This is a genomic window from Halobacillus sp. K22 (assembly GCF_052246795.1).
In the GTDB taxonomy this organism is placed as follows: Bacteria; Bacillota; Bacilli; order Bacillales; family Halobacillaceae; genus Halobacillus.
In genome coordinates this window covers 237,588-264,503 of sequence record NZ_JBQQCN010000002.1, presented here as the reverse complement: position 1 = coordinate 264,503, position 26,916 = coordinate 237,588, and the positions used below count along the sequence as shown (strand labels likewise).

At 37.7% G+C, this 26,916-nt stretch carries 24 protein-coding genes; 19 read left to right on the top strand and 5 right to left on the bottom strand.

What is annotated here, in order from left to right; all coding sequences use genetic code 11:
- The first annotated feature begins 20 nt into the window (after positions 1 to 20).
- The 10 genes from ACTWPM_RS02985 (at position 21) to ACTWPM_RS02940 (ending at position 15,071) form a co-directional block, all read left to right on the top strand.
- The gene (locus ACTWPM_RS02985; RefSeq protein ID WP_443131580.1) at positions 21 to 2,144 is read left to right on the top strand and encodes a bi-domain-containing oxidoreductase; all 2,124 of its coding nucleotides are present in this window, start codon (positions 21 to 23) and stop codon (positions 2,142 to 2,144) included.
- Between the two features lie 15 nt (positions 2,145 to 2,159).
- Positions 2,160 to 3,305, top strand: a complete 1,146-nt coding sequence (locus ACTWPM_RS02980; protein WP_443131579.1) for a glycosyltransferase — start codon at positions 2,160 to 2,162, stop codon at positions 3,303 to 3,305.
- 1 nt (position 3,306) lies between these two features.
- Positions 3,307 to 4,425, top strand: a complete 1,119-nt coding sequence (locus tag ACTWPM_RS02975) for a glycosyltransferase (RefSeq protein ID WP_443131578.1) — start codon at positions 3,307 to 3,309, stop codon at positions 4,423 to 4,425.
- A 4-nt stretch (positions 4,426 to 4,429) separates the two neighbouring features.
- Positions 4,430 to 5,743 carry an O-antigen polymerase gene (locus ACTWPM_RS02970; protein WP_443131577.1) on the top strand — a complete coding sequence of 438 codons (1,314 nt, stop codon included), beginning with the start codon at positions 4,430 to 4,432 and terminating at the stop codon, positions 5,741 to 5,743.
- Positions 5,744 to 5,794: 51 nt separating this feature from the next.
- Entirely contained in the window at positions 5,795 to 7,540 is a 1,746-nt protein-coding gene (locus ACTWPM_RS02965; protein WP_443131576.1) for a hypothetical protein, read from the top strand.
- An 86-nt stretch (positions 7,541 to 7,626) separates the two neighbouring features.
- Positions 7,627 to 8,913, top strand: a complete 1,287-nt coding sequence (locus ACTWPM_RS02960) for a lipopolysaccharide biosynthesis protein (RefSeq protein WP_443131575.1) — start codon at positions 7,627 to 7,629, stop codon at positions 8,911 to 8,913.
- A gap of 204 nt (positions 8,914 to 9,117) precedes the next feature.
- On the top strand, positions 9,118 to 10,284 hold the full coding sequence (locus tag ACTWPM_RS02955; protein WP_443131574.1) for a nucleotide sugar dehydrogenase: 1,167 nt from the start codon (positions 9,118 to 9,120) through the stop codon (positions 10,282 to 10,284).
- Between the two features lie 775 nt (positions 10,285 to 11,059).
- The gene (locus ACTWPM_RS02950) at positions 11,060 to 13,063 is read left to right on the top strand and encodes an acyltransferase family protein (protein ID WP_443131573.1); all 2,004 of its coding nucleotides are present in this window, start codon (positions 11,060 to 11,062) and stop codon (positions 13,061 to 13,063) included.
- Between the two features lie 383 nt (positions 13,064 to 13,446).
- On the top strand, positions 13,447 to 13,626 hold the full coding sequence (locus ACTWPM_RS02945; RefSeq protein WP_443131572.1) for a hypothetical protein: 180 nt from the start codon (positions 13,447 to 13,449) through the stop codon (positions 13,624 to 13,626).
- 245 nt (positions 13,627 to 13,871) lie between these two features.
- On the top strand, positions 13,872 to 15,071 hold the full coding sequence (locus tag ACTWPM_RS02940) for an IS1096 element passenger TnpR family protein (protein ID WP_443131571.1): 1,200 nt from the start codon (positions 13,872 to 13,874) through the stop codon (positions 15,069 to 15,071).
- Between the two features lie 75 nt (positions 15,072 to 15,146).
- Here the strand turns inward: ACTWPM_RS02940 and ACTWPM_RS02935 are convergent, their stop codons facing one another.
- A complete protein-coding gene (locus tag ACTWPM_RS02935; RefSeq protein ID WP_443131570.1) occupies positions 15,147 to 15,332 on the bottom strand; it encodes a hypothetical protein in 186 nt (61 codons plus the stop codon).
- Between the two features lie 149 nt (positions 15,333 to 15,481).
- Positions 15,482 to 15,742 carry a helix-turn-helix domain-containing protein gene (locus ACTWPM_RS02930; protein WP_443131569.1) on the bottom strand — a complete coding sequence of 87 codons (261 nt, stop codon included), beginning with the start codon at positions 15,740 to 15,742 and terminating at the stop codon, positions 15,482 to 15,484.
- 274 nt (positions 15,743 to 16,016) lie between these two features.
- Here ACTWPM_RS02930 and ACTWPM_RS02925 point away from each other — a divergent pair, with 274 nt between their 5' ends.
- Complete coding sequence (locus ACTWPM_RS02925; RefSeq protein ID WP_443131568.1) at positions 16,017 to 16,469, top strand: RDD family protein; 453 nt, start codon at positions 16,017 to 16,019, stop codon at positions 16,467 to 16,469.
- A gap of 74 nt (positions 16,470 to 16,543) precedes the next feature.
- Positions 16,544 to 17,008 (top strand): RDD family protein, encoded by a 465-nt coding sequence (locus ACTWPM_RS02920; protein ID WP_443131567.1) that lies wholly within the window; start codon positions 16,544 to 16,546, stop codon positions 17,006 to 17,008.
- 156 nt (positions 17,009 to 17,164) lie between these two features.
- On the opposite strand, the gene ACTWPM_RS02915 is transcribed toward ACTWPM_RS02920, so the two are convergent.
- Positions 17,165 to 17,431, bottom strand: coding sequence for a hypothetical protein (locus tag ACTWPM_RS02915; RefSeq protein WP_443131566.1), 267 nt, complete (start codon positions 17,429 to 17,431; stop codon positions 17,165 to 17,167).
- A gap of 260 nt (positions 17,432 to 17,691) precedes the next feature.
- On the opposite strand from ACTWPM_RS02915, the gene ACTWPM_RS02910 reads away from it, so the two are divergent.
- The 5 genes from ACTWPM_RS02910 to ACTWPM_RS02890 all read left to right on the top strand — a co-directional run bounded on the left by ACTWPM_RS02910 (position 17,692) and on the right by ACTWPM_RS02890 (position 23,188).
- Positions 17,692 to 18,345: a GntR family transcriptional regulator gene (locus tag ACTWPM_RS02910; protein ID WP_443131565.1), complete on the top strand. Its 654-nt coding sequence runs from the start codon at positions 17,692 to 17,694 to the stop codon at positions 18,343 to 18,345.
- An 11-nt stretch (positions 18,346 to 18,356) separates the two neighbouring features.
- Positions 18,357 to 19,376 carry a DctP family TRAP transporter solute-binding subunit gene (locus tag ACTWPM_RS02905; protein ID WP_443131564.1) on the top strand — a complete coding sequence of 340 codons (1,020 nt, stop codon included), beginning with the start codon at positions 18,357 to 18,359 and terminating at the stop codon, positions 19,374 to 19,376.
- A 58-nt stretch (positions 19,377 to 19,434) separates the two neighbouring features.
- The gene (locus ACTWPM_RS02900; RefSeq protein WP_443131563.1) at positions 19,435 to 19,929 is read left to right on the top strand and encodes a TRAP transporter small permease; all 495 of its coding nucleotides are present in this window, start codon (positions 19,435 to 19,437) and stop codon (positions 19,927 to 19,929) included.
- Complete coding sequence (locus tag ACTWPM_RS02895) at positions 19,926 to 21,206, top strand: TRAP transporter large permease (protein WP_443131562.1); 1,281 nt, start codon at positions 19,926 to 19,928, stop codon at positions 21,204 to 21,206. Before ACTWPM_RS02900 ends, ACTWPM_RS02895 begins: the two co-directional genes overlap by 4 nt.
- 1,085 nt (positions 21,207 to 22,291) lie before the next feature.
- On the top strand, positions 22,292 to 23,188 hold the full coding sequence (locus tag ACTWPM_RS02890; protein WP_443131561.1) for a hypothetical protein: 897 nt from the start codon (positions 22,292 to 22,294) through the stop codon (positions 23,186 to 23,188).
- Positions 23,189 to 23,296: 108 nt separating this feature from the next.
- On the opposite strand, the gene ACTWPM_RS02885 is transcribed toward ACTWPM_RS02890, so the two are convergent.
- Both ACTWPM_RS02885 and ACTWPM_RS02880 read right to left on the bottom strand, forming a co-directional pair.
- Positions 23,297 to 23,557: a hypothetical protein gene (locus tag ACTWPM_RS02885; protein WP_443131560.1), complete on the bottom strand. Its 261-nt coding sequence runs from the start codon at positions 23,555 to 23,557 to the stop codon at positions 23,297 to 23,299.
- A gap of 12 nt (positions 23,558 to 23,569) precedes the next feature.
- A complete protein-coding gene (locus tag ACTWPM_RS02880) occupies positions 23,570 to 24,610 on the bottom strand; it encodes a LacI family DNA-binding transcriptional regulator (RefSeq protein ID WP_443131559.1) in 1,041 nt (346 codons plus the stop codon).
- Between the two features lie 281 nt (positions 24,611 to 24,891).
- Between ACTWPM_RS02880 and ACTWPM_RS02875 the strand changes: the two genes are divergently transcribed.
- Positions 24,892 to 25,980 (top strand): BtaManbiosPhlase, encoded by a 1,089-nt coding sequence (locus ACTWPM_RS02875; protein WP_443131558.1) that lies wholly within the window; start codon positions 24,892 to 24,894, stop codon positions 25,978 to 25,980.
- Complete coding sequence (locus ACTWPM_RS02870) at positions 25,980 to 26,897, top strand: DUF1861 family protein (protein ID WP_443131557.1); 918 nt, start codon at positions 25,980 to 25,982, stop codon at positions 26,895 to 26,897. The genes ACTWPM_RS02875 and ACTWPM_RS02870 overlap by 1 nt, the downstream gene beginning before the upstream one ends.
- Positions 26,898 to 26,916: the final 19 nt, after the last annotated feature.

Here is a 26,916-nt window from a genome sequence, read left to right as displayed (position 1 = left end):
AGTAGAAAAGAGGTAGTGAATTGAAGCAATTATTTCTAATGGTAAATGACGGATCTGTTAATTTAATCGATACACCGCGCCCTATAGTTAAAGATAATTATGTAATAGTTGAAACACATTACTCCATTATAAGTGCAGGGACAGAAAGAGGGCTTACATCTTTTGGCGGCAAAAATTTAATGAAAAAAGCATTAGAAAGACCTGATCAAGTAAAAAAAGTTACCGAAAAGATGTCAACTGATGGTATATTAACTACTTTAGATGCAGCGTTTACCCGCCTAAATGAACCAATGCCTATGGGATATTCAGCGGTAGGTAAAGTAATAGCTTGTGGGCGTGGTGTAACAGAAGTGGAAATAGGAGATATAGTTGCTATGGCTGGCCAAGCATACCATAGCGAGATTAACAGAGTTAATAAAAACTTAATAGCAAAGATACCTCAAGATTATAAGGATTATCGACAAGGAGCATTGTGTGCTTTAGGAGGCATAGCTCTACAAGGTATTCACCAAGCTAAGGTATTACCGGGGGAGACGGTAGCGGTAATTGGAATGGGGCTTGTAGGTCATATAACCTCTCGAATACTGGAGGCGTATGGTTGTAACGTTATAGGTTATGATGTCTTTGATAAATCACTCCCAGCAACAAAATTAAAAGCTTTTATTAACTCAACAGATGAAAATGCTGAAAAAATAACAAAGTCCCTTACTAAAGGTTACGGAGTAGATAAAGTTATTATAACCGCAGCAACTAATAGTAATGAACCAATGGATTTAGCTGCAAGTATTGCGAGGGATCGTGGCACTATTTGTATGATAGGTGTTACGCAAATGAACATAGACAGACGGCCGTATTATGAAAAGGAATTGACTTTTACAATAGCTCGCTCTTATGGACCTGGTAGATATGACAATAATTATGAAGAAAAGGGTATAGATTATCCACTAGGTTATGTACGTTTTACAGAAGGACGAAATATTGAAGAATTTATAAGGTTGTTAATTGAAAAAAGAGTGGATTTCTCTGATTTGCTCACCCATGAAGTTGACTTTGAAAAAGCTGATGAAGCTTATGAAATGATTACTCATAATAAGAAGAATGAACATTATATAGGAATATTATTGAAATACTCTAATAACAAATCTAAATGGAAAAATACAGTATATAATGATAAAAATAAACAGACAATTACCAATAAAAAGGTTGTGGTTGGTTTAATAGGTGCAGGAAACTTTGCTAATAATACTTTATTACCAATTATGCATAGTACTGGCAGATATCATATTAAATCTTTGGCTACTACAGGTGGAATTGGGTCTGCACAGGCTAAAAACGCATTCTCATTTGACTACGTTACAAATGACTATAAAAAATTGTTGAATGATCAACAAATTGACCTTATAGTTGTCTCCACTCAACATAATACTCATGCTAATTTTATTATAGAGGCTCTAAAAGCAGGAAAACATGTTTACTGTGAGAAACCTCTTTGTTTAAATATTGAAGAACTCAATGAGATTAAATCTACTTATCATGCAAATGAAGGAGAATTATTCTGTGGAATGAACCGCAGACATGCGCCACTTATTGAACAAATTAAGAAAGAACTATCGACTGACAAAATACCAGCACTTTATGACTATGTTTGTAACGCTGGATATATTCCTACAGATCATTGGACCCACGATGAAAGAGTGGGAGGGGGGAGAGTTTTAGGAGAAGCTTGCCACTTTGTAGATGTGATACAGGCACTTGATGGAAGTGAAATAATATCTTTAGATATAACTTTTGCAGATGTTGAAGCTTACCCTAAAAAGGATAATGCATTAATTACAATGAAGTTTAGATCTGGGGCTATTGCAAACATTATATATACATCCATGGGATCTAATAAGTATCCTAAAGAGAAATTAAGGGTGTTTTCTAATGGAAGAGTTTTTGAAATGGATAATTTTATCAAATCAGCTAATTATGGAAGTAGTAAGAAAACTAGGAATAAATTAAAACAAGATAAAGGAATCCATAGCCAGTATGTTTATATTTATGAGGTTTTAACAGGGAAAAAAGAAAATTATACAATTTCACAAGCCTTTGAGAACCATAAGTTTCTATTAGAGGCCATAGAAGAATACAAAACTATTTAAATAGCGAGGTATCCAATGAAAGTTTTAATTTTATTAAAAGGTTATTTTCCCGCTTTAAATTACGGTGGGCCACCAGTAAGTATTTCTAATTTTTCGGAGTTATTAAAAGATAAACTAGATATTTATATAGTAGCTAGTGACCATGAGAAGGGTTCCAAAGAAAGATTTAAAGGAATTTCTTCTGGATGGAACGAAAGAAACGAAGCTAAAGTTATGTATTTAAGAGAAAAAGAAATAAATTATAAGGGCTTAAAAAAAATTGTGAAAGAAGTTGACCCTGATCTTATTTACGTTAACAGTTTCTTTAGAGCACAATCTACAATTCCAGCTCTTAAAATAAGTAAAAAACTGAACATTCCATGTTTGTTAGCACCTAGAGGCGAAATGTGCAAAAATGCATTTAACATGAAAAAGTATAAGAAAAGGATATATACTCAATTAGTGAGGAAAACACTAATAAATAATAATGTATATTTTCAGGCGACTTCAGAAGAAGAACTAACACAAATAAAAAAGAAGCTTAAAGTTGAAAATTCTAAAACTTTCTTCCTGGATAATATACCTACAGTATATAAAGGGGAATTAAAAGAAATTAATAAAAAGGAAAATGAACTAAAGCTTATTTTTCTTTCAAGGATACATCCCAAAAAAAATTTAATATATGCAATACAAGTATTAAAACATTTAAAAGGCGATGTAGTTTTTGATATTTATGGATATATTGAAGATGACCCATACTGGGAACATATATTGAAGGAAATAGCGGGTCTCCCTTCTAATATAAGAGTGCAATATAGAGGTGTAGTAAGTAGAGACTCTATCCATGAGACCTTTTCTAAATATAATATATTCTTTTTTCCTACTTTATCGGAAAATTATGGTCAGGCAATAGTGGAGGCAATGATCTCAAATTGCCCGGTAGTTATCAGTGATCAAACCCCTTGGACGGAGATTAATGAATCAAAAGCAGGTTGGGCTATTCCCTTGGAGGATAAAGAAAAATTTGTTAATGTATTACAAAATCTTGTGAACATGGATAATAATGAATTTTCAAAGCTCGTATTTAGAAATAAAAAATTCAAAGATGAAAAATTAAACTTTGGGGAAATTAAAGATGAATATATAAAAGTTCTTAATAGAATTATAAATAAGGAAGTTTGAAATGAAGAAAATTTTAATGGTAGTATATAATGATTTAAATACTGATGCACGTGTTCAGCGTGCAGCTACTGCACTAGCAGAAGATTATGATGTTACTGTAATATCTTATGGAGAACCAATTAATAGTGAAACAGGCATTCATAATATTACTATTAATAATAAGAAAAAAAGTAGTAGTTGGGCAAAATATATAAACTTTGTAAAAGAAGTAATTGCTTACGCTAAAAGTAATAAACATGATTTATTCTATGCTCATGATTATTATTCTGCAATTCCTTTATTGTTTTTAAAAACAATAATTAAAAGAAAAAATATCTACGTGTACGATAGCCATGAACTTAACTTTATGGTTGAAAAGGCCAAAGGAGTTAGGTCAAAGTTATTTAATTATGTTGAAAAAATATCTATAAAAAAATCCGATTTAGTAATATGCGCTAATAATAATCGAGGAAATTTGATGAAAGCGTATTTGAATTTAAAAAAAGATCCATTAGTCATCAAAAATATTTCTTATTTGACAGTTTTTGAAAGTTCATCCTCTAAAGATATGCAAAAAAGAATTGACGATGTTAATAGTTTTATCTCAAAAGATAAGGTTACACTCGTGTATGCTGGGGCAATTACTAAAAAAAGAAATATTGACAAGGTTATTGACACAGTTTACGAGTTGGGTGATGAGTTTCAATTCCTAATTATAGGTGATGGTCCTTTTTACAAAGATATAGAATTAAAAATATGTAATTTAAATGCTCCTAACTCAAAAATCATACCTTCAGTACCTTATAAAAATTTAGCTTCTTTTTTAGTTTCTTGTGATATTGGGTATTTGTTCTACCCAAATCATGGATTAAACAACGTTTATTGTGCCTCAAATAAAGTTTATGAATACGCAAGTGTTAACGTGCCTATGGTTTCTTTTTATAACCCCACATTGCGTGAAATATTTGATAGGTATCAAATTGGAATTGCGGATAATAGTTTAAAGCAATCTTTAATCAGAATAAAGCAAAACTATATGTACTATAAATCTAATTTAACTACTTTCATTAATGATAATAAATGGGAAGATGAAAAAGCTAAATTAAAAAATTCAATTTTTGATTTACTTAAAGAAGGATGATAGCGTGTATGTAATTAACTGGAGCTTATTATTTTTAATTACCTTAATTACTTTTTTTATATTTGGCATTTTTTATCTCCGGATAAAGAGATCAAATCGAAAGCTCATTTTTATTTTCATTACTATTTCTGTCTATATGTATTCTGGTGTTGGCATATCATTTGATCAAGTAAATATTAAACATGTAATCACATATATTACTTTTTTATTCTTTTTGCTATTTTCTATGTTTTGGAGTTTTAAATTATTCGATAAAAAGCTACAAAATAAACTTTTAAATGGAAAAAATTCTTTAGATTATAACTTAATTCGTTTTAAGAAATTGTATTTTATACTTTCTGTGATTTTCATTTTTACCATTTTCATTAATTTACTTTTACCTTCATTTAGAATAAGTGATTTATGGAATCCACCTTTACCTAGTCTCGTTAACGTATTCGAAAAAACAGAGACAAGATCTTCAAGTTTTATTTTAAGTATTAGTGAATTAATAGGTTTTGTTTTGATGCCATTTTTTTTCATCCACTTATATATATTAATAGTGAATAAAAGAAAATATATCGCGTTTATATGGGTTCTTATTTGGTTGTATCTAGATTATCTAACCATAGGCTATTGGGGTAGATATGAAATGGTTGTTTATATAGTATTTACTATTTTACTGTTTACTTCAATAGGGAAGCATGGGTTTAAAGTTACTAAGGGTAAATTATCAATAATAGGAATAATTCTGTTATTTTTAGTACAATTTTTTCAAAATTATAGAGCAATGAGACTTGGATCTAACATAACTAATGATAAATATTTAGACTCATTAGTAACCCTTGTTCAAAGCGAAACCTATTACCCAATTTATTATTCATTAATAACTAATTTCACTGAAGCTCTAACTCCACTTTCTTACTTGTTATGGCTCATATTCCTCCCTATACCTTCCATAATATGGGGGAGCAAGCCCACAATTTCAATAAATGATATATTTAGTTATCAGGTATTAGGTGTCCAACGAGGAGAAGAAGGGTTTAATGTAATATTACCTTCTATACTAGGAGAATCTATTTTAGTGTGGGGAATGCATTTTTTCTGGATACATGCAATAATTATTGGATTTCTAGTCGGTTTATTTTGTGTATTTTATGAAAAATCTAAAGTTTTATCTGTTATAAATCTTTATTTTATTGTTCTTATACTTGTCATTGGTAGAGGAGGTTCGCAGTCTTATATAAGTGATTTAATAAATGCTACAATTCCACTTATAATTTGGATTATCTTAATAACCTCTTCCAAACAGAAAATTCAAAAAGTATCTAAAGATTGATATTAAATGGTATTTTAAGAACTTTATATATAAAGAGGAGAAATTAATTATATGAGTGATTTTATTCTTTCTAATCAAAAACAAGAAGAGAGTATTTCTTCTTTATGCTTTGAGAAGGTATTCAATGGTATTTATGAAGAAGTATTGGAATTTCAAGGCAGCTGGGGTTTCCTAACAATTCCCAAAAACCACTATGATGGTTTCAATACTTTCGAAGATGAACAATTTTTAATAGGTGTAATTGGTGGTCCTGTACTTACATTTAAAAAAAATAATTTTGATATAGATAGTGATAATGAACATACTAGAGAGATATTTGAACGTTGGAAAAGTGGAAAAATAGTATGGGATGAAGATCTAAGCGGTCCATTCGTGATAATTATTGTAGATAAAGTAGAAGAAAAATTTGTAATAGTTACAGATTTGATGTCCTTTATTCCTGTTTACAAATTAGAGAATGGGAAATTAGTGGCTTTTTCTAGTCACGTTGACTTGCTTGCTAAAAGTTTTAATATTCAAAATGAAATTGATTACATCTCAATAGTAGATTTTATTATTAACGGAATAGTTACATATCCTTACACTACTAACTTGAATATTTTTCAAGTGCCACCAAGCTCTCTACATTTATATTCAAAAAGATCAAACAATATTAACTCCACTTTTTACTGGAGACCATACGAAACCTTTAAATTCCATAATAAGAAAAAAGCAGCTAAAAAATTGCAGTTGGGATTAAAAAAGTACGTAAATAGTTTAGTAAGTAAAAATTCGAAAGTGGCACAATTTATAAGTGGAGGGGAAGATTCAAGAGTTCTTTCCTCATTATTAAAACCTTTTCCACGAGATAGTTTTATTTTTTTAGAGCAATTTAATCTAGAAGGAAAAAAAGCGAAAAAAGCAGCAGAGAAAAATAATGCTAATTTTTACTATTTTACTCGTACTTCCACTCACTATTTGGAAATATTTCCAGAGGTTTCTAAGTTATGTAGCAGTAACTTTCAATTTATTCATGCCCATTCATATAAATTTCATTTAAATTGTCAATTACATCATTATGATGGTGTATTTGGAGGGTTGTTTGCAGACGCTTTATTGAAAGGCTCAAGGATAGCGAAATTAAAAGGTACGACTCGTCCTTACATTCCTGATGTTAAAGTAAAAGAGGACGTAACGAGTATAACGCAATCAATATTTAAAGATTCTTTCATAGAAAAGTTAAGAAGTAGAAAAAAAAAGCATTTAGATAATATAAATACTTTTAGGAAAAAATCTAGTGATGAATGGTTTTATCTTTGGCCCAGTTCGATGAATGTAAGTATTTCGAACTTACATGTAAATAGAAGGTTATTTAAAAGTTATGAACCTTTTTTATCAAAAGATATAGTTAAGTTAAGTGCCTCAGTACCTCAATCTTGGAAGTTGAATAGACGGCTTTTTCATAAAGCCAGTAAAGATTATTTAAGGTCAACAAAATTTTTAATTCATAGTGATGGAAGATTACCCTACTTTTCTTGGTATATAAATATCCCTATATCATTCTCTAACGTAGTTTTTAAGAAAGTATTAGGTAAGTTAGGTTTACAAAAAGGAGAACAAGGGCCTTGGTATGACAAGAATAAATTAGTAAATTCTAGTGAATTTAGTTTTCTGTATGAAACATATTATTATAAGTCTATTATAGATTTTAACTATTTATCTACGGATAATCTTGATGGTTTTTCAATTCTTGAATCTTTGTCTCCTAATCAGAAATTTAATTTAATCCAAACATTATATTTATTTTCAGAAAGTTAATCCCAGTAAAAAGGTTTAAAAAGATATTCGTTATTAAATTTAAAAAAGTTTATTACTCAGCTTAATTATTAGAAAAGAGATCGATAATGAAAAATAAACTACTAAAATTATTCCAAAAGAAAATTGTGAAAAATATTATGGTTGTTGCTTCTGGGGCTGCTACTGCACAGATTATAACATTCCTGCTAATACCGGTCATCACACGTATTTATGGGCCCGAAGCATTTGGGTTAATGGGTTCCTTTCAAGCGATAATTATTGTTCTTATGCCTGTTGCAGCTCTTACCCTACCTATAGCAATTGTATTGCCTACTAAACGTGCAGAAGCCATTAGTATCATAAACACTTCTCTGAAAATTATTTTCTTAGTAACAATTTTGACATTAGCGATATTACTGTTATTTAATAATCAAATAGTCGAAATACTTCAAGCTCATGAGATTGAGAGCTTCTTTTATTTAATACCTATAGCAATATGTATGGCAGGATGTTCGCAAATAATGAGACAGTGGTTAATTAGAAATAAAAAATTTAAGTTAATTGCTAAGGCAACTATTTATCAGCCTGTAATTTCTCATGGTGGAATGATTGTAGTGGGTTTATATTATCCAACTGCTTCTGTTCTTGTTTTTTTTACAGCCATAAAAAGCGGGTTAATTGCTGTAATAATGTACTATAATACTCGTAGAATTAATGATAGTTCAAATTTTAGGTTTAATGAAAGTTCTTTAAGTTTTAAACAAGTAATTAAAAAATATATTGATTTTCCTAAATATAGAAGTCCACAGGTCTTACTTAATGCAGTAGCTCAAAATTTTCCCGTTTTATTATTGGCTTCTTTGTTCGGCCCTGCTTCGGCTGGTTTTTTTACATTGGGAAGGACTGCGATGAGTATACCTGTACAATTAATAGGTAAATCTATTGGAGATGTTTTTTATCCAAGGTTTACTGAAGCTTATAACAAAAAAGAAGACTTCTTGAAACTACTAATTATTGCCACCAATAGTTTATTTTGGGTAGGTTTACTGCCGTTTGGAGTAATTTTCCTGTATGGTCCCTCAATTTTCAGCTTAGTATTTGGGTCTGATTGGTATGTAGCAGGAGAATATAGTAGGTGGCTAGCAGTATGGCTTTTATTTGGACTCGCTAATAGGCCAAGTGTGCAAGCATTACCAGTTTTAGCAGCTCAGAAATTCCACTTGAATTTTACAATAATTTCTACAGTGATTAGAATTTGTGCTTTATTTATAGGTTTTTATTTATTCTCAAGTGACATAATAGCTATTGCATTGTTCAGTTTAGTAGGAGGGATTTTAAACATAGTTTTGATTCTAATAACTATTGCAAAATGTAAAACCCATATACAGCCTTAAATTTTCCGAGCCTGATTGTAATAACCGTTAGGTCAAGCAAGTAAATTTTATAATGGTAATCATTAGGACTGAGTGAAATGAGGAAGAACTAAAACCATCCCTGCGCTTACATGCGTGGAAATAACAAAGTATGAAGATAATAAACGTTTTTATTTTGCCAGAGAGGATTAATATTGTAGACGAAGAATAATAGAGGTGAATTAGATGAAAATTACTATTGCTGGAACAGGATATGTAGGTTTGTCAAATGCAATATTACTAGCTCAACACAACGAAGTAATTGCATTAGATATTATTCAAGAAAAAGTTGATATGATTAATAATAAGAGGTCTCCAATAAATGATAATAAAATTGAAGAATTCCTAGCAACAAAAGAATTAAGTTTAACTGGAACCACGGACAATTATAAAGCATTTAAGGATGCAGAGTATGTGATAATCTCTACACCTACCAACTATGATCCTGAAAAGAATTATTTTAATACACGAACAGTTGAAGCTGTTATTGCTAACGTTTTGTCTATTAACCCAGATGCAGTGATGGTTATTAAATCTACAGTTCCGGTAGGTTACACGGAAGCAGTACGAGAAAAATTTAACACAAGAAATATTATTTTTTCACCAGAGTTTTTAAGAGAAGGTAAGGCATTGTATGATAACTTGTATCCTTCAAGAGTTGTTATTGGTGAAAAGTCTGAAAGAGCAGAGGTTTTTTCTGACATATTAGTTAAAGGAGCTCTAAAAGAAAATATAGATGTCTTATTTACTAATTCAACAGAAGCAGAGGCTATTAAACTTTTTGCAAATACCTACTTGGCTATGAGAGTAGCCTTCTTTAATGAGCTTGACTCCTATGCGGAAATAAGAGGGTTAGATACTAAACAGATTATCGATGGCGTTGGACTTGATCCTCGAATAGGTACCCACTACAATAATCCTTCATTTGGATACGGGGGTTATTGCCTTCCTAAAGATACAAAGCAGCTGCTAGCTAATTATGAAAATGTTCCAAATAATATCATGGCAGCTATAGTGGATGCCAACAGAACAAGGAAAGACCATGTTGCTGAAATGATTATCAAAAGAAAGCCTAAAGTTGTAGGAATCTATCGTCTTACGATGAAAATGGACTCAGATAACTTTAGACAATCTGCTATTCAAGGTGTTATGAAACGTGTAAAAGCTAAAGGGATTGAAGTAGTGATATTTGAGCCAGCGTTTCAAGATGATACATTCTATAATTCTACAATAATTAATGACTTCGAGGAATTTAAGAGAGTGTCAGATGTAATTGTTGCGAATCGAATAACTGATGATTTACGTGAAGTAAAGGATAAGGTTTATACTAGGGATTTATTTAGTAGGGATTAGTTGAGTTGTTTTATATGACGGTGGCTGAGTATCGACTAGGGGGTGTACAGGAGGGCGTAACTAATAGACTAATTTTAAAAGTTTCCGTGTAATAGAATTGAACAATTTTTTTAATGAAATTTTTATTAGTTAAACTTATCAATTACTAAGTTTCTAATGGGGAACCAGGGAGTATGAAGGTTGAAAACATGTTTACATTCACCAGTTAAGAAGAGGGTAAAGAGTAAAATAACCTCCACCTATGAAGTTGGGCAATGTCTGTATAAGACATACCCCGTTCTAGTAATTCTTTCACCTTTCGTCGCTCCCTCCAGCTTCATAATCTAAATCTCCTCCCCCTTTAGGAATCAATTTAATTATGAAGCTTGTCGAAATTTAAGGCGACAACTTTGTATTTTTTTAGCCGCCTATATTGTCCATTTTAAGTGTGAATCTCTCAAAGTGTAACTTAGTGTAGTGAATTAATACTTAAAGTCGTGGATTAGGTATAGTAATAGAACAATAAACACCCAGTTCTTAAGTAGCAATCGATGCGGAACCAGGTGTTTTTTTTATATATTCTAGGGTCCTCCAAGTAAGTGTATATCCATATATGATTGGAAAAGAACCACCATTTTGACGAATTCCTTAGAATTAACGGAAATTAATCTCAAATACGGTTAATGCTATTAGGGAGAAGCATCCAGGATTTTATAAAACCGTTCAATATATTATATCCACTCTCCATCTTATGGTAAAATATGTGTCGGTATTTCACTTAAAACGGAGGCTTTAGATGAATCTATCCAAAGAGACGAATAGGAAGTTCAGACCGGAGATTGAAGGGTTACGCGCGATAGCTGCCCTATTAGTCGCGGTTTACCACATCTGGCTGGGGAATGTTTCAGGTGGAGTGGATGTGTTCTTCGTTGTATCCGGATTTTTAATAACTACATCGCTTTTAAATATGTATGAAAGAACGGGGAAAGTAGATGGTATTGAATTTCTCCTTAAACTAGGGAAGAGATTATTTCCAATCGCCTTTGCGGTACTGGCATTTGTGATTATTACTAGTTTTTATTTCTTACCTCAAACCGAGTGGGTAACGATTATTAAAGAAGTTGCAGCTTCCTTGATCTATGTAGAGAATTGGCAGCTGGCCAGTAACTCAGTTAATTATTTGGCGCAGAATAACGCTGCTAGTCCCGTGCAGCATTTCTGGGCCATGAGTACCCAGTTTCAGTTTTATGTCATCTGGACCTTAGTGCTGCTAATAGTAATAGGGATTGCAAAGAAATTAAATAAGAATATTAGAGTTCTATTTTTCTATACTTTAATCGGGATGTTTATCGTATCCATTGGCTATTCGGTGTATATGACGGACGTTAATCAACCGTGGGCTTATTTTGATACGTTTGCGAGAGTATGGGAATTTGCCGCTGGCGGGATACTTTCCCTGGTCATCGCCCATATTTCATTTAATAAATGGACAAGTGTGGTGGCCGGCTGGTTAGGGTTAGTTGGTTTAGTTACCTGTGGACTGCTTTTACAGGTGGGGACTGTTTTTCCTGGCTATGCGGCTCTTTGGCCGGTGATGTGCGCCGTCTTGATTTTAATCGCGGGTAACCGTGGTGGACAGTTTGGAGTCCATCATCTTCTAAGTGTGAAACCTTTAGTGAAGTTCGGCGGGATTTCTTACGGTTTTTATCTATGGCACTGGCCGCTGTTGGTCTTATATTACAACATCACGGGTAATCAGACCGTTTCCGTGCTTCATGGTTTGTTGATCATCGGATTGGCCATAGTGGTATCCTACGCAACTACGAATCTAGTGGAGAAACCAATCAGAAACAGAAAAATACAGTCTAAATCAAAACTAGCACTCATTTTACTTGGAATCGCTATTCCTGTGATGGTGTTAAATGGATCCTGGACGTATTACGTGAAAGATACACAAGCAGCCTCTGCTAGTGTTGAAATAACGAATACAGACTACCCCGGAGCCGAGGCGATGGAACCAGGGAAAGAATTTAGTACCGATGAACCGTTTATGCCCACCGTCTTACAAGCGAAGGACGAAGTGCCGGAAAGCTATGGTGATGGATGTCACCAGGGGATGGAAGAGTCAGAAGTAATCATGTGCGAATATGGAGACGTAGAGGACCCGGAATACACCATCGCCTTAGTTGGCGGGTCTCATAGTGCGCATTGGTTAGCCCCATTGAAAATATACGCGAACAACAATGATATAAAGATATTGAACTATACCCGGAGTGCATGCAGGTTCTCCAGCGAATCTTATCGATTGACCACAAAACTCGACCAAGAAACGTGTGCCGAGTGGAATGAAACCGTGATGGATAAATTAATCGAGAAACAACCGGACTTAGTTTTTACGCCTGCTGATGCGACGGAATGGGAAGGCATACCAGAGGGTTATGTCGATCAGTGGAGAAAACTTAATAAACACGATATCAACGTGTTTGCCTTGAAAGACAACCCGAGAGCGGAGTTTGATATTCCGACGTGTATTGATAAGAATGGTCCAAATGCTGAAGAATGCACGACGAAGAATGACCTTGAAGATTTATCAGATGAAGTCGATCAGCTTAATTTGGATAATGTGTATTATGCTGATTTGACGGATAAATTCTGTAATGAGGATGAATGTAAGCCGATTATTGGAAATGTATTGGTTTATCAGGACGGGCACCATCTAACGAGGACTTATGCAAAAACGCTGGCGCCTTATGTGGGTGAGGAAGTATCTGAAGCATTGAACCATTTTTATGATGAGTAGCCGGGTTATACGGCGATGTGAAGAGCACCTCTTTGTGGGGTGCTTTTTTTGATGCTCGCTGGATGATTCATGTGAATCATTTTATGAAATTCAAACTGAAAAGACAGCTTGAAGATGAAGCGGCTGCAGTTGTCCAACGTTGGAAAGTTAAAACTGGCCATATAAAAGCATAGATTTTCATTTAAGTTTTAGGTGAGAAATCAAAAAAGTAATAAATAAATCTAATTTGTGTTCTCGGTGATCTCGAGAACTCAAGTAACTTAGATTATTTTACGATTAACTTAAATGTATTAGGAATTGATCCTAAGAGGTTCCAGTCCCACACTTTTTCTTTTTCCATTCATATGGTAAGAGGTAAATGAATTTGGATAGGAGAGAATGAAGTGGGGGATTTAATTCCTTTTCGACCGTCTGGAAAAAATGGTCCTAACGACGATTTACAAAGATTCAAAATGCATGTAAGGAAGTTTCAAGAAGCGAAAACGATAGCAGAGATGAATTATCATTATAACCAAGCAAAGAACATCCTTGAAAAATCAGGGTTTAAATTGGAAGATTGGTAACTTCGTGTAGATGTAAACCTTAAGCAAGTACAGGTTAACGTGAGCTGAAATATGGGCCATGAGGCATCCCTGAGGGGGTGCTTTTTATAATGGAGTAGTCTCCTATGTATAGAATAGAATCACCATGATAATTAGTGAAATCATGATGTTATTTACATATTGAGTCTATTTTTCCAGGGTGTAGGAGTCGGTGAATGACGGGAATAGAAATACAAGTAACCGTTTTATAGAAGGAGGTTTTAGACGTGATTCATCCGTCCGAATTACCGCTGGAACTCGTTCGGGATTTTCAGGTGTTTTTAGACTATATCGACCATGAAAAAGTAACCCTTACCAAAACGAAAGGGTATATGCAGAGGAAGCATTGTTATCAGTTGAACCAAAGGTTTGAAGTACAGAATACGGGTGTTACGGAGAAGAATGATCAAATCTACTATCCAAGAGTTCATTTGTTCTATTATCTGGCTCTGAATGGAAAATTAATGACCCGTAAAGGCAACCGTCTGATCTTACTGGACCGGGCGACCGAGTTCACCCGTTTTTCCGATGTGGAGAAGTATCTATTTTTACTGGAAACGCTTTGGGTGGACACGGACTGGGCGGTGTTCACCGACCACGAGAAATCCGTCTATAGATCTGTCATTAAAGCCTGCGGCGGGATACTCTCTCAACCTCCGGAACAGGAAATCGATGTGCCTGGGAGAACCAATGTTAGTTCTCTCTTTGATATGGGGCATATGGTACCTGTACTTTCCTATTTCGGCCTATGGAATTACACGCTTCTGGAAAAAATGGAATCGTACAAACAGAGTATCCATCCAGCATCCATTAAGACCACGAAGGTGGGCTGGGAACTCCTGCAGGCGCTCTTGCTCACTCGTCCGGTATCGGTTTGGAACGTGCCAGCAAGAAAGAGCGAAGGCGAGTGGCTGGTCAACCCTGGACGTTATCCTGAAGAGGGGAATAGTCTGATTGTTGCGGAGGATATGGCTGCCAAAGCGTATGGTTTGCACTTTTTCTGCGGAGATGGAGATGAGCGGTTTATGGATCGTTTTCAAGATTTGTTTGAAACAGATGATCTGCAGCAAACGTTTCCGCGAGAAATTGAAGAGGCGTTCCAAGGTACCTACACGTTTCGCCTAACACATGGGGACGCGACGGCTCGAGTTCAAGGCTCTGCTGAGCACACCATGGAAGATCTTCATATTGCTATTCAACAATCGTACGAGTTTGAGGATGTTCATTTGTACAGCTTCTTCATGACCGGTAAAGCCTGGACCGAACCTTCCATTTCCAGTCCGGAAGACTGGTCGTCGGAACAGTCCGCCGATCAGGTCTTAATTGGGGAAACAGGGTTAAAACAAGGCGATACGATCCTTTATGTTTATGACTATGGTGAGGAGTGGCGAGTGAAGATCAAGGTGGAAGAGATGATAGAAGGTTAGGTGAAGTCATACAAGTAAAGTGACCACTGAATTTTTATTGACTAGATGATCCGAGTGCTAAAAGTAAATGCACAATCAATGATCATAATGACCTTCGTTAATTCCTTTTAACCTGGGAAATAGAAATGTTCTCAGCTTATGATCTACATGTGAAATTTCTTCTGGGTAATAGATGAGGTATTGAGCCTTCTTGATGTCCAGGATATGTATGCTCCTGTGCCCATCCTCTTCAAGTTCGGTACGTCTTAATATATAGTCCATAGAATCGTTCCTCCGATATAGTATAGTAGATAGGCAGCGCCGCAAATCTTGAATGTTGCGGCGCTGCCTTAGTTATTGGTGCAGAATGTCTTCTATTCTCCTTTCTATCCAAGCGGTTTTACGTGTTTCCTTAACTCCTTTCCAGATACTTATTCCGGAGATCTCTTGCACTCCTCCGGTACAATTACTTCATTGAATAAATAAGATGGACTGACACCCAGGGCAAAAGAGATCGCAATGATCTGGTAAATGCCAGGTTCTCTCTCCGCTCTTTCGATGTAGCCGATATAATTTGGTGACAGTTCGACTTCATAGGCGAGCTCTTCCTGGGTCATGTTCAGATGAATTCGTGTGTTTCGTACTTGATTTCCAAAAATGGTAATGCCTTCTTTAATAGGTTCTTTTCTCATACTAAAATTTTCGTATGCAATCGGGAAACTTACCACAAACTGAGAGTGATATTTTTACATATTAAGTAAATATAGAGGTGTTTTTTCTGTTTTTCAATAAATAAGGCGTTTCATGAGGATGATTTCTTAATAAAATGGTAGAGATCTGGGTGTGAAAATTTCAAATTAAGGAATATACAAGAAAGAGAAGGAATGAATGTCAGATTTTCGTTTTTCTTGCGTAGGAATATTATCCTAAGTAGAATGAAGTCAGTATGAGAGAGAGGGGAAAATTATGGATCAAACTGTCGGATTTGCGAAAAGGTTCGGAGCTTCTCTGCTGGATGCACTGATTGTGTTCTTCCCAATTGGTCTTATTGCAGTCTTCCTTTTGGATGTGGACACCAGCACCAACCGCTTTATGCCTAATCTTATTCAATCGATTTACATGATTATTGTGCCTGTCTTCTGGTATGGATACGTGGTCGGTAAAAGAGTAATGGGCATCCGCATTGTGAAAAAGGACGGCAGTGATGTGGATTTCGGGACGATGCTTATGCGCGTACTAGTATCAGGCATTGTTTATGCCCTGACGCTTGGTATTGGCTATCTTGTCAGTGCCTTTATGGTCGCCTTGCGCAAGGATAACCGTGCGATTCATGATTTCATCGCAGGCACCTATGTGACTGAAGCCGCTCCAGGAGAAGCGGTTGGGTTACAGTACACCAGTGATCTCAAGCAAGCTTAATAGGATACAAAGCTGCCGCTACTTGGGCAGCTTTGTTTTTTATTCGAAACCTTCTTGAATGAGGGATACAATTGATGACTGTGAATCAAACTGATAGAAAGGTGAAGGTTATGGATCAATCGGTCGGATTTTTAAGAAGATTTGGAGCTGTCCTGCTGGATAGTCTAATCGTATTTCTTCCCATTGGGCTGCTCGTGTCTGCCCTGTTCCAGACGGATCTAAACAGCTTACTATCTAATATGCTCGAGGGACTGTATCTGCTGATCGTTCCTGTATTCTGGTATGGATACGTCGTCGGAAAGAGATTGATGGGGATTCGTATTGTGAAAACAAATGGAAAAGATGTAGGGATTGGGACGATGCTGCTGCGCGTGGTCTTGTCAGGTTTTATCTATGGACTGACATTTGGGGTACTTTATATTGTCAGTGCGTTTTTTGTTGGCTTTCGCAAGGATCACCGGGCGATTCATGATCTAATAGCCGGTACGTATGTGACGGATGCTGAACCTGGGGAAGCGGCGGCTTTACCAGATGCTTGATGTGGAACGTCTATTGAAGAAGGAAATAGAATTGAATAGTGTGCGCGGCAATGACCCTGTGTTTAAACAACAGGGTCATTTTTTAATGCTAGATTCGGTCTTCAGAAAGGTCGTTCTGTCTCTAGTAAAAAAATCGAGCGATCATTGATCGCTCGATTATAGCTTAGACAGCGTCTTTAATTCAAAGTGGTCGGCTACTCGGTCAAAGTCACGCGTGACATTAAACATTTGGCTCTCTGAGAAATTGTTGGTGCTTTCCCAGACGTGCGGGTGGATCGTAAAGGTATAATATTGGCCTTCTGTAAAGTAACAGTGGTGGGGTTCGTCCAATAGTTTCTTTAAGGCTTCTTCATTCTTCGCTTCGTTCAGTCGTAAAGGTTTTTGGCTGAAGATACTCCGTTTACATTTCGCTTCAATCTGCATAGGAAGCAGCTCCTTTTATTAATAGATTCTTGTATAAATAGTGTATCCAAATAGTCAGAAAATTATAACATTAAAATTGGACAAATTGTTGCTTATAAAGGAATATCCATGACTTTCTTGTGATGGCAGGAAATTCGTTGAGAATGCTGGTGTTTCGAGTTTATTTTTCTTAATTTTTATAAAATTCAGTTTACAAAGTTATGAATCTCTTATACAATTTTCAGTATACTGTATACAGAAATTAATGGGTGGAGTGATTCATGAGAAGGGTCAATAAGATGATGTCCATATCCGACCAGACGTATGACTTGCTGCGTCAGTCTATTGTTTCTGGGGAATTTGGTGCCAACGAAGAATTGCCGGAAGAGAAAATATCGAAGCAGATCGGTGTCAGTCGAACACCGCTGCGTGAGGCGCTGCGCCGCCTTGCTGCGGATGGCCTGGTCGTCCTTCAGAAGGGGAAACCGGCCAGGGTAGCCACGTTTACCATGCAAGGTGCTCTGCACCTGATGGAAGTCCGCACGCTGCTTGAAACGCACAACCTCCGTACGATCACCCCTATTCGATCTCAAGCTACCATCGAACAATTGCAGGAGAATGTAAGCCATCAAAGGAAAGCGATTACAGAGGAAGATTATGAAGAATTTGTCGAGCTGGATCGGGATTTTCACTTACTGCTGACAGAAGACAATGAGAATAAGAAGTTAAGGGATCTGATCCTGCAAATGAATTCAGGGGATTACCGTGCCTTTATCATTTTATCGAACACTCTTACTCAAAGTGCTGAGGCTGCCTGTCAGGAACACGCGGACATACTTGCAGCGGTGGAGGCAAAAGATGTCGATCGGGCCTCGGCAGCGATGGAACTACATATGAACAAAGTCAGTACGCGCATCACTCAATATCAAGTCTAGGAGGAGTACATATGAAGAAAGTTTTACTTGTTTTATTCGCAGCTCTTATCACATTAGCCGCATGCGGACGTCCGAGTTCAGGCGGCGGTGACTCAGAGGAGGGGAGCGGAGAAACATACACCATTAGTCTCGCTCACTTAGTATCAGAGGATCAGTCCTCTCACATCGCAGCGGAATCTTTTAAAAAGAAACTTGAAGAAGAGTCGGATGGCCAGTTTAAGGTTGAACTGCACCCAAATGGAGAGCTGTATCCTTCCGACCGGGAAGCAATTGAAGCGGTTCAGCAGGGGAATATTCAAATGACGATTCCGGCGGTTGCTTCGATTTCTTCTTTTAATGAAGATTTCATGGTGTTTGACCTGCCGTTCCTGTTTGAAAACTATGAGCAGGCATATAAAGTATTAGACGGTGAAATTGGCCAGGGACTCCTGGATGATCTGACGGAACAAAACATTAAAGGACTTGTGTTTGCGGAGAATGGTTTCCGTCACCTATCGAATAACCAGGGTCCGGTCGAGTCGCTGGAGGATATTCAAGGACTGAAAATGCGCACACTGGAAAGTCCGGTTCATACGGCTACTTTTAATGCGCTTGGAATGAATGCTTCTCCATTTGCTTTCGGCGAGCTTTACACAGCCCTTCAGCAGGGAACGTATGATGCGATGGAAGCGCCGGTATCCTTGTTCTACACAAATAAGTTCTATGAAGTGCAGGACTACTTAACGCTAACGGGCCATGTTTATGCGCCGACAGCTTTACTAATGAACAATGACTTTTACGAGAGCCTTCCTGGCGATCTGCAGGATTTAGTGGTGGAAGCTTCTGAAGAATACCGGACGGAACAAAGAGAACTTGCTCAAAAGCAGGACAGTGAGTTTTTAGAAGAGTTGAAAGCAGAAGGTATGGAAGTGAATGAGCCTTCCGAGGAGTTAATTCAAACCTTCAAAGAGGAAGTGCAGACGGTCTATGACGAATTTGAAGATGACATTGGGAAAGACCTCTTGGAGAACGTACAGCAAGCTGTTGAATAACGATAACTGAAAGGAAGGCCGCGGCCTTCCTTTTACTACATAATAGGGTGGGACAGACATGTCGAAGATTTTCGCAAATATAGAAAAAGGAATACTGGTGGCTACGCTTGCCCTGATGGTCGTCCTTATTTTCGGACAGGTCGTGGGACGGTATATTTTCCAGTCCGCACCAAGCTGGACGGAGGAAATCGCCCGCTACTTACATATTTTCCAGGTATGGGTCGGCGCAAGCTACGCTGTGAAAATGAGAGAACACATCCGAGTCGATGCTTTTGTTAACTTATTTCATGGCGTTGGGAGAAAAATACTGGAGTCGATCAGCATTATTCTGTGGTTTCTTCTGGTCTTATTTTTAGCGGTATACGGAACCAATCTCGTACTCGATACGATCAGCTACGGCCAGCAATCCCCGGCTATGCAGATTCCGATGTGGATTCCGATGGTCGCTGTACCGATTGGATCCTTAGGTATGTCTATCCGATTAGCCATTCAGCTTATAAAGATCTGGAAAGGAAATGACGAGCCGCCGAAAAGCGAGGGGATCACGACATGAGTATCCTTCTCCTATTTGGAACGCTGTTCGTCTGTCTGCTTATCGGTGTACCGATCGCCATCTCTCTAGGCGTATCGGCTTTTACAGCTATTTACTTCGGAACAACGCTCCCTCTTGATATCATCGTGCAAAAAGCGTTCACTTCCCTGGATTCTTTCCCGCTCTTAGCCATTCCCTTCTTCATGCTTGCCGGCATATTAATGGGGAAAGGCGGAGTCTCGAAACGCCTGCTGACCTTAGCCACCTCGATGGTTGGCTGGATGACCGGCGGATTATCGATGGTGACGATCGTCGCCTGTATGTTTTTTGCGGCCATTTCAGGATCTGGACCGGCCACCGTTGCCGCGATTGGCGGCTTCATGATTCCGGCTATGATCGCGAAAAACTATAAGCCCGGATTTGCCGCCAGTGTACCGGCTACAGCTGGATCAATCGGGGTGATCATTCCGCCGAGTATACCTTTTGTCATCTACGGCGTAACTGCTAACGTCTCGGTCGGAGACATGTTTATCGCAGGGATTCTCCCCGGCATGCTGATTGGAGCCTTATTAATGTTGACTGCGTTTATCATTTCGGCCAAGAACAACTACCGCCCGGATGATAACTCCAAGGCGTCCGGCAAGGAAGTGTTAAAGGCGTTCAATGATGCCAAATGGGCGCTGTTTATTCCTGTCATTATCTTAGGCGGGATTTATGGCGGGGTATTCTCCCCGACGGAAGCGGCAGTCGTCTCCGTGGTATATGCCTTGATTATCGGCGGGTTCATCTACAAAGAGCTGACGTGGAAGACGGTCTATGACTCGTTCATGCAGACGATCGTAATCAATTCAACGACGATGATTATTATCGCCCTGTCCGTCTCCTTCGCGCATTTTATGACGATTGTCCAAATCCCGGATCAAATCTCCAATTACCTGACGGGATTGACCACGAGTACGATTGTTATCTTAATTGTCATTAACCTGCTGCTTCTATTTGTTGGAATGTTTATTGATACGATCTCAGCCGTTGTCATTTTGACGCCGGTGCTGCTGCCGATCGTGACGGAGTTCGGTGTCGATCCTGTGCACTTTGGTGTCATTCTAGTTGCCAACCTGGCCATTGGCTTTGTCACTCCACCTGTTGGGGTCAACTTATTCGTTGCCTCGACGGTCGGGAAGGTGAAATTCGAAAAAATTGTTGTCGGTGTCATCCCGTTCTTAGTAGCGATGATTGTTGCTTTGCTGGTCATCACGTATGTGCCTGCTTTGTCGATGTGGCTGACGAAGATGTATTGATAGGAAGATGAGAGGTCTTGTGGAGTTATTCTCTGCAAGGCCTTTTATTTTTTGTATTGTTAAAGTTGATTTGTAATTCTTCATAAGTGCCTTATTACGCAATAGGGACGTTTACTTTAAGACTCAGTTTCGAGATATCGGGTTACAGTGAAGCTCCTGCGGGGGACGATTCGCTTTCCGTGGGCATGTGGTAAGCTTCCTCAGGCTTCGCCTTCCGGGATCTTACCGATCATGTTCATCCCGTTCTTACACTTTTATTAATCTTAATCTTACATCAGGGCATAAACGACAAGGAGTGCTATCCAGCTCCAGCACCTAGCGTCTAGTGAGACTTCCCTCGCTTCTGTACGATAAGGCAACATCGAATCGCTGCGCTCTTCGTGTTTTCTTTATCTCCGTCAGCTCAGTCCAGTCCATACGCCGCTGCCCAAGGTGCTTCCGCTTTTAACCGAGGAGTCTTCATTGTCCCCCTCCGGACCTTGCCAAATCAGCAACTCGAAACCACTTAAGATATCTTCTTGATGCACAAAATGAGCATGGGAGCATGAGGATTTGTCATGCTATAAAGATGGGGAATAGCCAGTCATAGGAGCATGTAAGACCGTTAAGAAAAAGAGCATACTTTCCTCTGGCAGGGCCCTCTTCCACATATAGTAACGGACCCAACAATCTCAAAACTGAGTCTTCTAATCAGGAGTTTAATCTTAAAATTAACACGGAAGTGTAACAGATCATTCTATTATAATCATGGCATCGTGAAAGTGGATTGTTTATATTATTTTTATATTAGTTTAAATACAATATTATACAATTATAGAATAATATGAAACTTATTGGGGAGTTATCTCGTAAACAGAGAGTAAGAATATTATTATGGTGGTGAGTTTTTTATTTTGAATATGAAAAGTAATAAAAAGTATTTTAAACTTGTTCTATTGTTTTCTTTCCTGTTTTTTATTACAGGCTGCTTCAACTCTAACTCCAGTTCCAGCTCTGGTTCCGGCTCAAGTGCTTCAGAGAAAGAAAATAACTCCTCTTCCAACAGGACAGATGAGAATAGCGAAAAAGTTCGAGACTTTTTAGAAATGGAATTCACAGGACCAAGTGAAAAAGTAGAAGAGTTGTATTCTAATAACTCGAACGAAGATATGCACGAATACTTGGATGATACCTATAAGCCCTTTTTTAACGAGAAATCTTACGAACATTTTAAAGGTAAACGTTATTTTTGGATGTTTATTACTCATGCGTATTTAAATGGTTATGAATTAAAACCTTTAGAAATTAATATTGAAAAGGATCAAGATAATAACGCTTATTCATTTGAAGTCGACGTTGAATATAGTAAAGGGGAAGAAACGAATTCAACTACCGTGATGGGGAGAATAAATTTTGACGGAAACGGAAAGTTTTCAAGGGTTAGATACTCAGACAAGGGTGGTCTAATTGAAGAAATGAAAAAATCTGATCGTTCCGGCTCAAGTTCTTCCGAAGCCTCACCTGAAGAAGCCCAAGACAATAGCGGTGAAAGCGAAAGCAAACAAAACATACGAGCTGCTTTGGAAACTGTGTTTAATGGACCGAATGAAAAGTTAGACAAAGCATTAGACGGTATGGAAAATAAGGGGTTTGAAAGCGAAGAATATAAAAAGCACTTTAGTAATTTTTCAGAATACTTTAAAGAGCATTATAAACCTTATGTAAGTGAAGGTTTCTATGAAGCTTCTTTCATAAACACTCCAGATGCATCGTATTTCCTAGAAACAGCACACCCAGATAATCAGTTAAAAACGGAAGGTATATTTATTAAAGAGAAGGATGGCTATTACAAATTTTTGGTAGAAGTTTCCTTTACGAATAATCAGAGCGGTGATAGTAAAACGTTGGAAGTTCGAGGGCATGCACAAACGAATGAAGAAGGAAAAGTAAGTAGTATTAATTATATTAACCCGAATGAGCTTATTGAAGAATTAAAGCAATGAATTCGATCCCCCTGGTCTGCAAGAGCAACCAGGGGGTTTCTTATATCAAATTTACGCTTTAACAGACTCTAAAACAGAGAAAAGAACACTCCATGGGCTGGAGTGTTCTTATTTAATATAGCCGTGGCTTCTGCGGATGCTCATGCCTTCAGAAAGGTCCTCATCCCACGTGAGGATCCGCTCAACATCTTCGCATTCCGTCTGATCGAAGAATTTCTTCACTTTTTCCCGGAATTCATTATATCGAATCGAGTCCTGGCGCAGCTTTGGCAGCGCCTTGGAAGAAGTTTCGTCATTGTAAGTTTCAGCTGTTAAGTATATTCCTATAGTGGGCAATAGTATTTTTAAGTTCGTTTGTCTTTTCGCCATTATCTTTAAGGGTTATTTTTTCTGTGTAGTCTCTCCAAATTTATTAGAAGCTGTGGATTCTCTTTTGACCAGCTCTGCCGGCAGCAAAATCTCTTGATTAGGCTCGTCTTTATTTTCCATCCTCCAAAATAACTTTTTCACTGCATTTTGACCGAAAGCTTTAAAATTAATGTCCATGGAAGTTATGCCTGGGGTCGACAGCTTAGCTAATTGCCCGTTATCAAAGCTGCATACAGAAGCTTCCTCAGGGACTTTAATACCGTGAATTTGTAATCCTGCGTTGACATGATAACCGAGGCCATCGTTTACGCAGAACCATGCCGTGGGCTGTTGTTCTAATTGAGCAATGTAGTGATTGATGACATTAGCTTCCTCGGGTGCATCGGTGAATAGATATTCTTTCTTTGTTTTGATTCCGTATTCCTTGCATGCCAGCATATAACCTTCTAACCTTTCTTGATAACTTGGTGAGTAATCCACATCTCCAACGAATGCAATCTTCTCATGCCCTAATTCTATTAAATGCTTGATGGCGTCGTATGCACCAAATCTGTTGTTCGTCAGGATTGCATCTGCTTGAATGCTTGGGTGGTGGTGATCAATCAAGACAGTGGGAATGCCTGTGTCTATCACCTTGTTAATATACTCATTACTAATGTGAGAGAGTATAAGTATGCCGTCCACTTGTCTATTTTCGATAAAAGAAGGGAGTTGCAGTTTCTCTTTGGATTGCTTGTTGATGGATTGAATTAATAGGTTTTTGTTCCGTTTGTTCACTTCTTCTTCTACACTTAAATATATTTCCCCGAAAAAACTTCTCATAGAGAAAGCAAATTCTGACGCAATTAAAGCAATGTTACCTGTGCTCTGCTCATTGGAGGGTGACGATTGTGTCGGACGATTGTATTGATAGCCTATTTCTTTTGCTACTTTATGGACGAGATTTCTCGTTTCTTCACTTACTCCTGGTTTACCTGACAGCGCCTGAGATACGGAATTCTTTGATATATTCAGTTGATCTGCGATGTCCTGCATGGTCACTTTCTTCGCCATATATAGTCAACCTCTCTGTCTACTTCAAGTATAATGTACTAAAAAAATTTGTAACGTTACATTTAATATACTTAAAACACCTGATTAATTCAATGTTTATGAATACTTAATTAAAATTTATAAATGATATTGACATTACATTTATTAGAGTTATAATTACTTGTAAGGTTACTTGTTTGAAAATATTACATTTGTAATGTGACAGTCAACAAGTAACTTTTATGTTTTTAGTTATATGAAAAGGCTTACAAAAACAATTTAATGGGGAGGGCTTGAATGGCATGAAGGTTAACAGGTTTAAAGATAATCCGATTATAACACCGAATGATGTATCACCCTATCATGAGAACCATGAAGTTATCGGAGTGTTTAATGCAGGGATAGCAGAATATAACGGAGAAACGTTGATGTTGCTTAGAGTAGCTGAACGTCCCTTAAGTCAAAATGACAATGTAGTAAAAGCATCTGTTATTAATTCTTCTAATAAAGAAAGCAAATTGAAGCTGATCGAACTCGATCGACAGGACCCAGCGTATGATTTCTCCGATCCACGGACGATTCGTCTTGTTGAGAAGGAAGAAACGGCGTTTTTAACCTCATTGTCCTATGTACGCTTGGCCCGAAGTAGAGACGGTCAGAATTTCACCGTAGATGCACAGCCTTTTCTCTATCCTGAAGTAGAGCTAGAAGCTTGGGGAATCGAGGATCCAAGAGTAACTCAAATCGAAGATACATATTACATTCAATATAGTGCCGTATCTGAAAAGGGAGTAGGTGTTGGATTAATTTCTACAAAAGATTTTAATTCTTATGAAAGGCACGGGCTCATGCTCCATCCGGAAAATAAAGATGTCGCCATTTTCCCGGAAAAGATAAACGGTAAATATTACGCCTTACATCGTCCGGTTCCTAAAGGAATTGGACGTCCGGAAATTTGGATCGCAGAATCAGCCAACCTGCTTCACTGGGGAAATCACAAGCACTTGCTGGGGTTAAGTGAGGATGGCTGGGACAGCGGCCGAATTGGGGGAGGGGCTATTCCTTTTAAAACCGAGAAAGGTTGGCTTGAAATTTATCATGCGGCTGATACCGAAGATCGTTACTGTCTCGGGGCCGTGTTACTAGACCTTGATAACCCATCCAAAGTTTTATCAAAAACCGATGAGCCAATTTTAGCCCCAGAAGCAGACTATGAAGTTAATGGTTTTTTTGATCAGGTAGTTTTCACCTGTGGAGTCACGTTACAGGATGATAGAATCCGTATTTATTATGGAGTGGCTGATACATCGATGGCACTCGCTGAAATAAGTTTAAAAGAGCTGTTAGATAAATTGACCTATGAAAAAATTCCGGAGGGGGAGGGGATCTAATGGTTTTTAAGGTTTCTAACCTGTTAACGGAATACAAGAAGCACCCTCCAGTTATGGATAGTGAAAAGATTCAGTTTACGGGAGTTGGTGAACGTGATGTATATAACATTACCGCCCCTTTTCTTGATGAAGGGGAATGGGTGATTGCAGCAAGAGTTGAAGGGCGTCACACGGAGGATTCCGACGTAATCTTTTTTGTTAAAGAGAGTGACGTTTGGTCCCCGCGTACAAATACCGCTAGTTATAACCTGCAAGACCCTTTTGTTAGTACCATTCATGGCCAGCTCGTATTCGGTGGGGTTAAGATCTCGCCCCATCCAACTAAAGAAGGAGCTTTGACTTGGAAAACTGTCTTCTATAAAGGAGAGTCAATCAACGACCTTCATTTTTTTGCTGAAGGGCCAGATGGTATGAAGGATATCCGCCTCTTACAATTAGAAGATCATCGAATTGGAGTCTTTACTCGCCCTCAAGGGGAAAAAGGAGGTCGTGGAAAAATCGGTTATACCGAGTTAAATTCACTCGAACAGCTCCAAGCTTCATTAATCGACCAAGCTCCGTTGATCGCACCTCACTTTACTGAGGAAGAATGGGGAGGGGTCAACGACCTCCATTTACTAGAAAATGGAAAAATTGGTGTTCTGGGACACATCGCAAGTTTTGATGAACAAGGGGACAGGCATTACTATCCGTTCACCTGTATTTATGAACGACAAACGAATCAACTCGTTGGTATGAATATTATCGCCACCAGAAATGATTTTCCGGAAGGTCCAGCCAAGCGGCCAGATCTGAAGGATGTTTTATTCAGCGGAGGCCTGGTTCAGCTGGAGGGTGGGAAGGCAGAGCTTTATGTTGGAGTGAGTGATGCTGAAGCACATAAAGCAGTCATACTTAATCCGTTTACAAGAAAATGAATACGATTACAAACCTGGA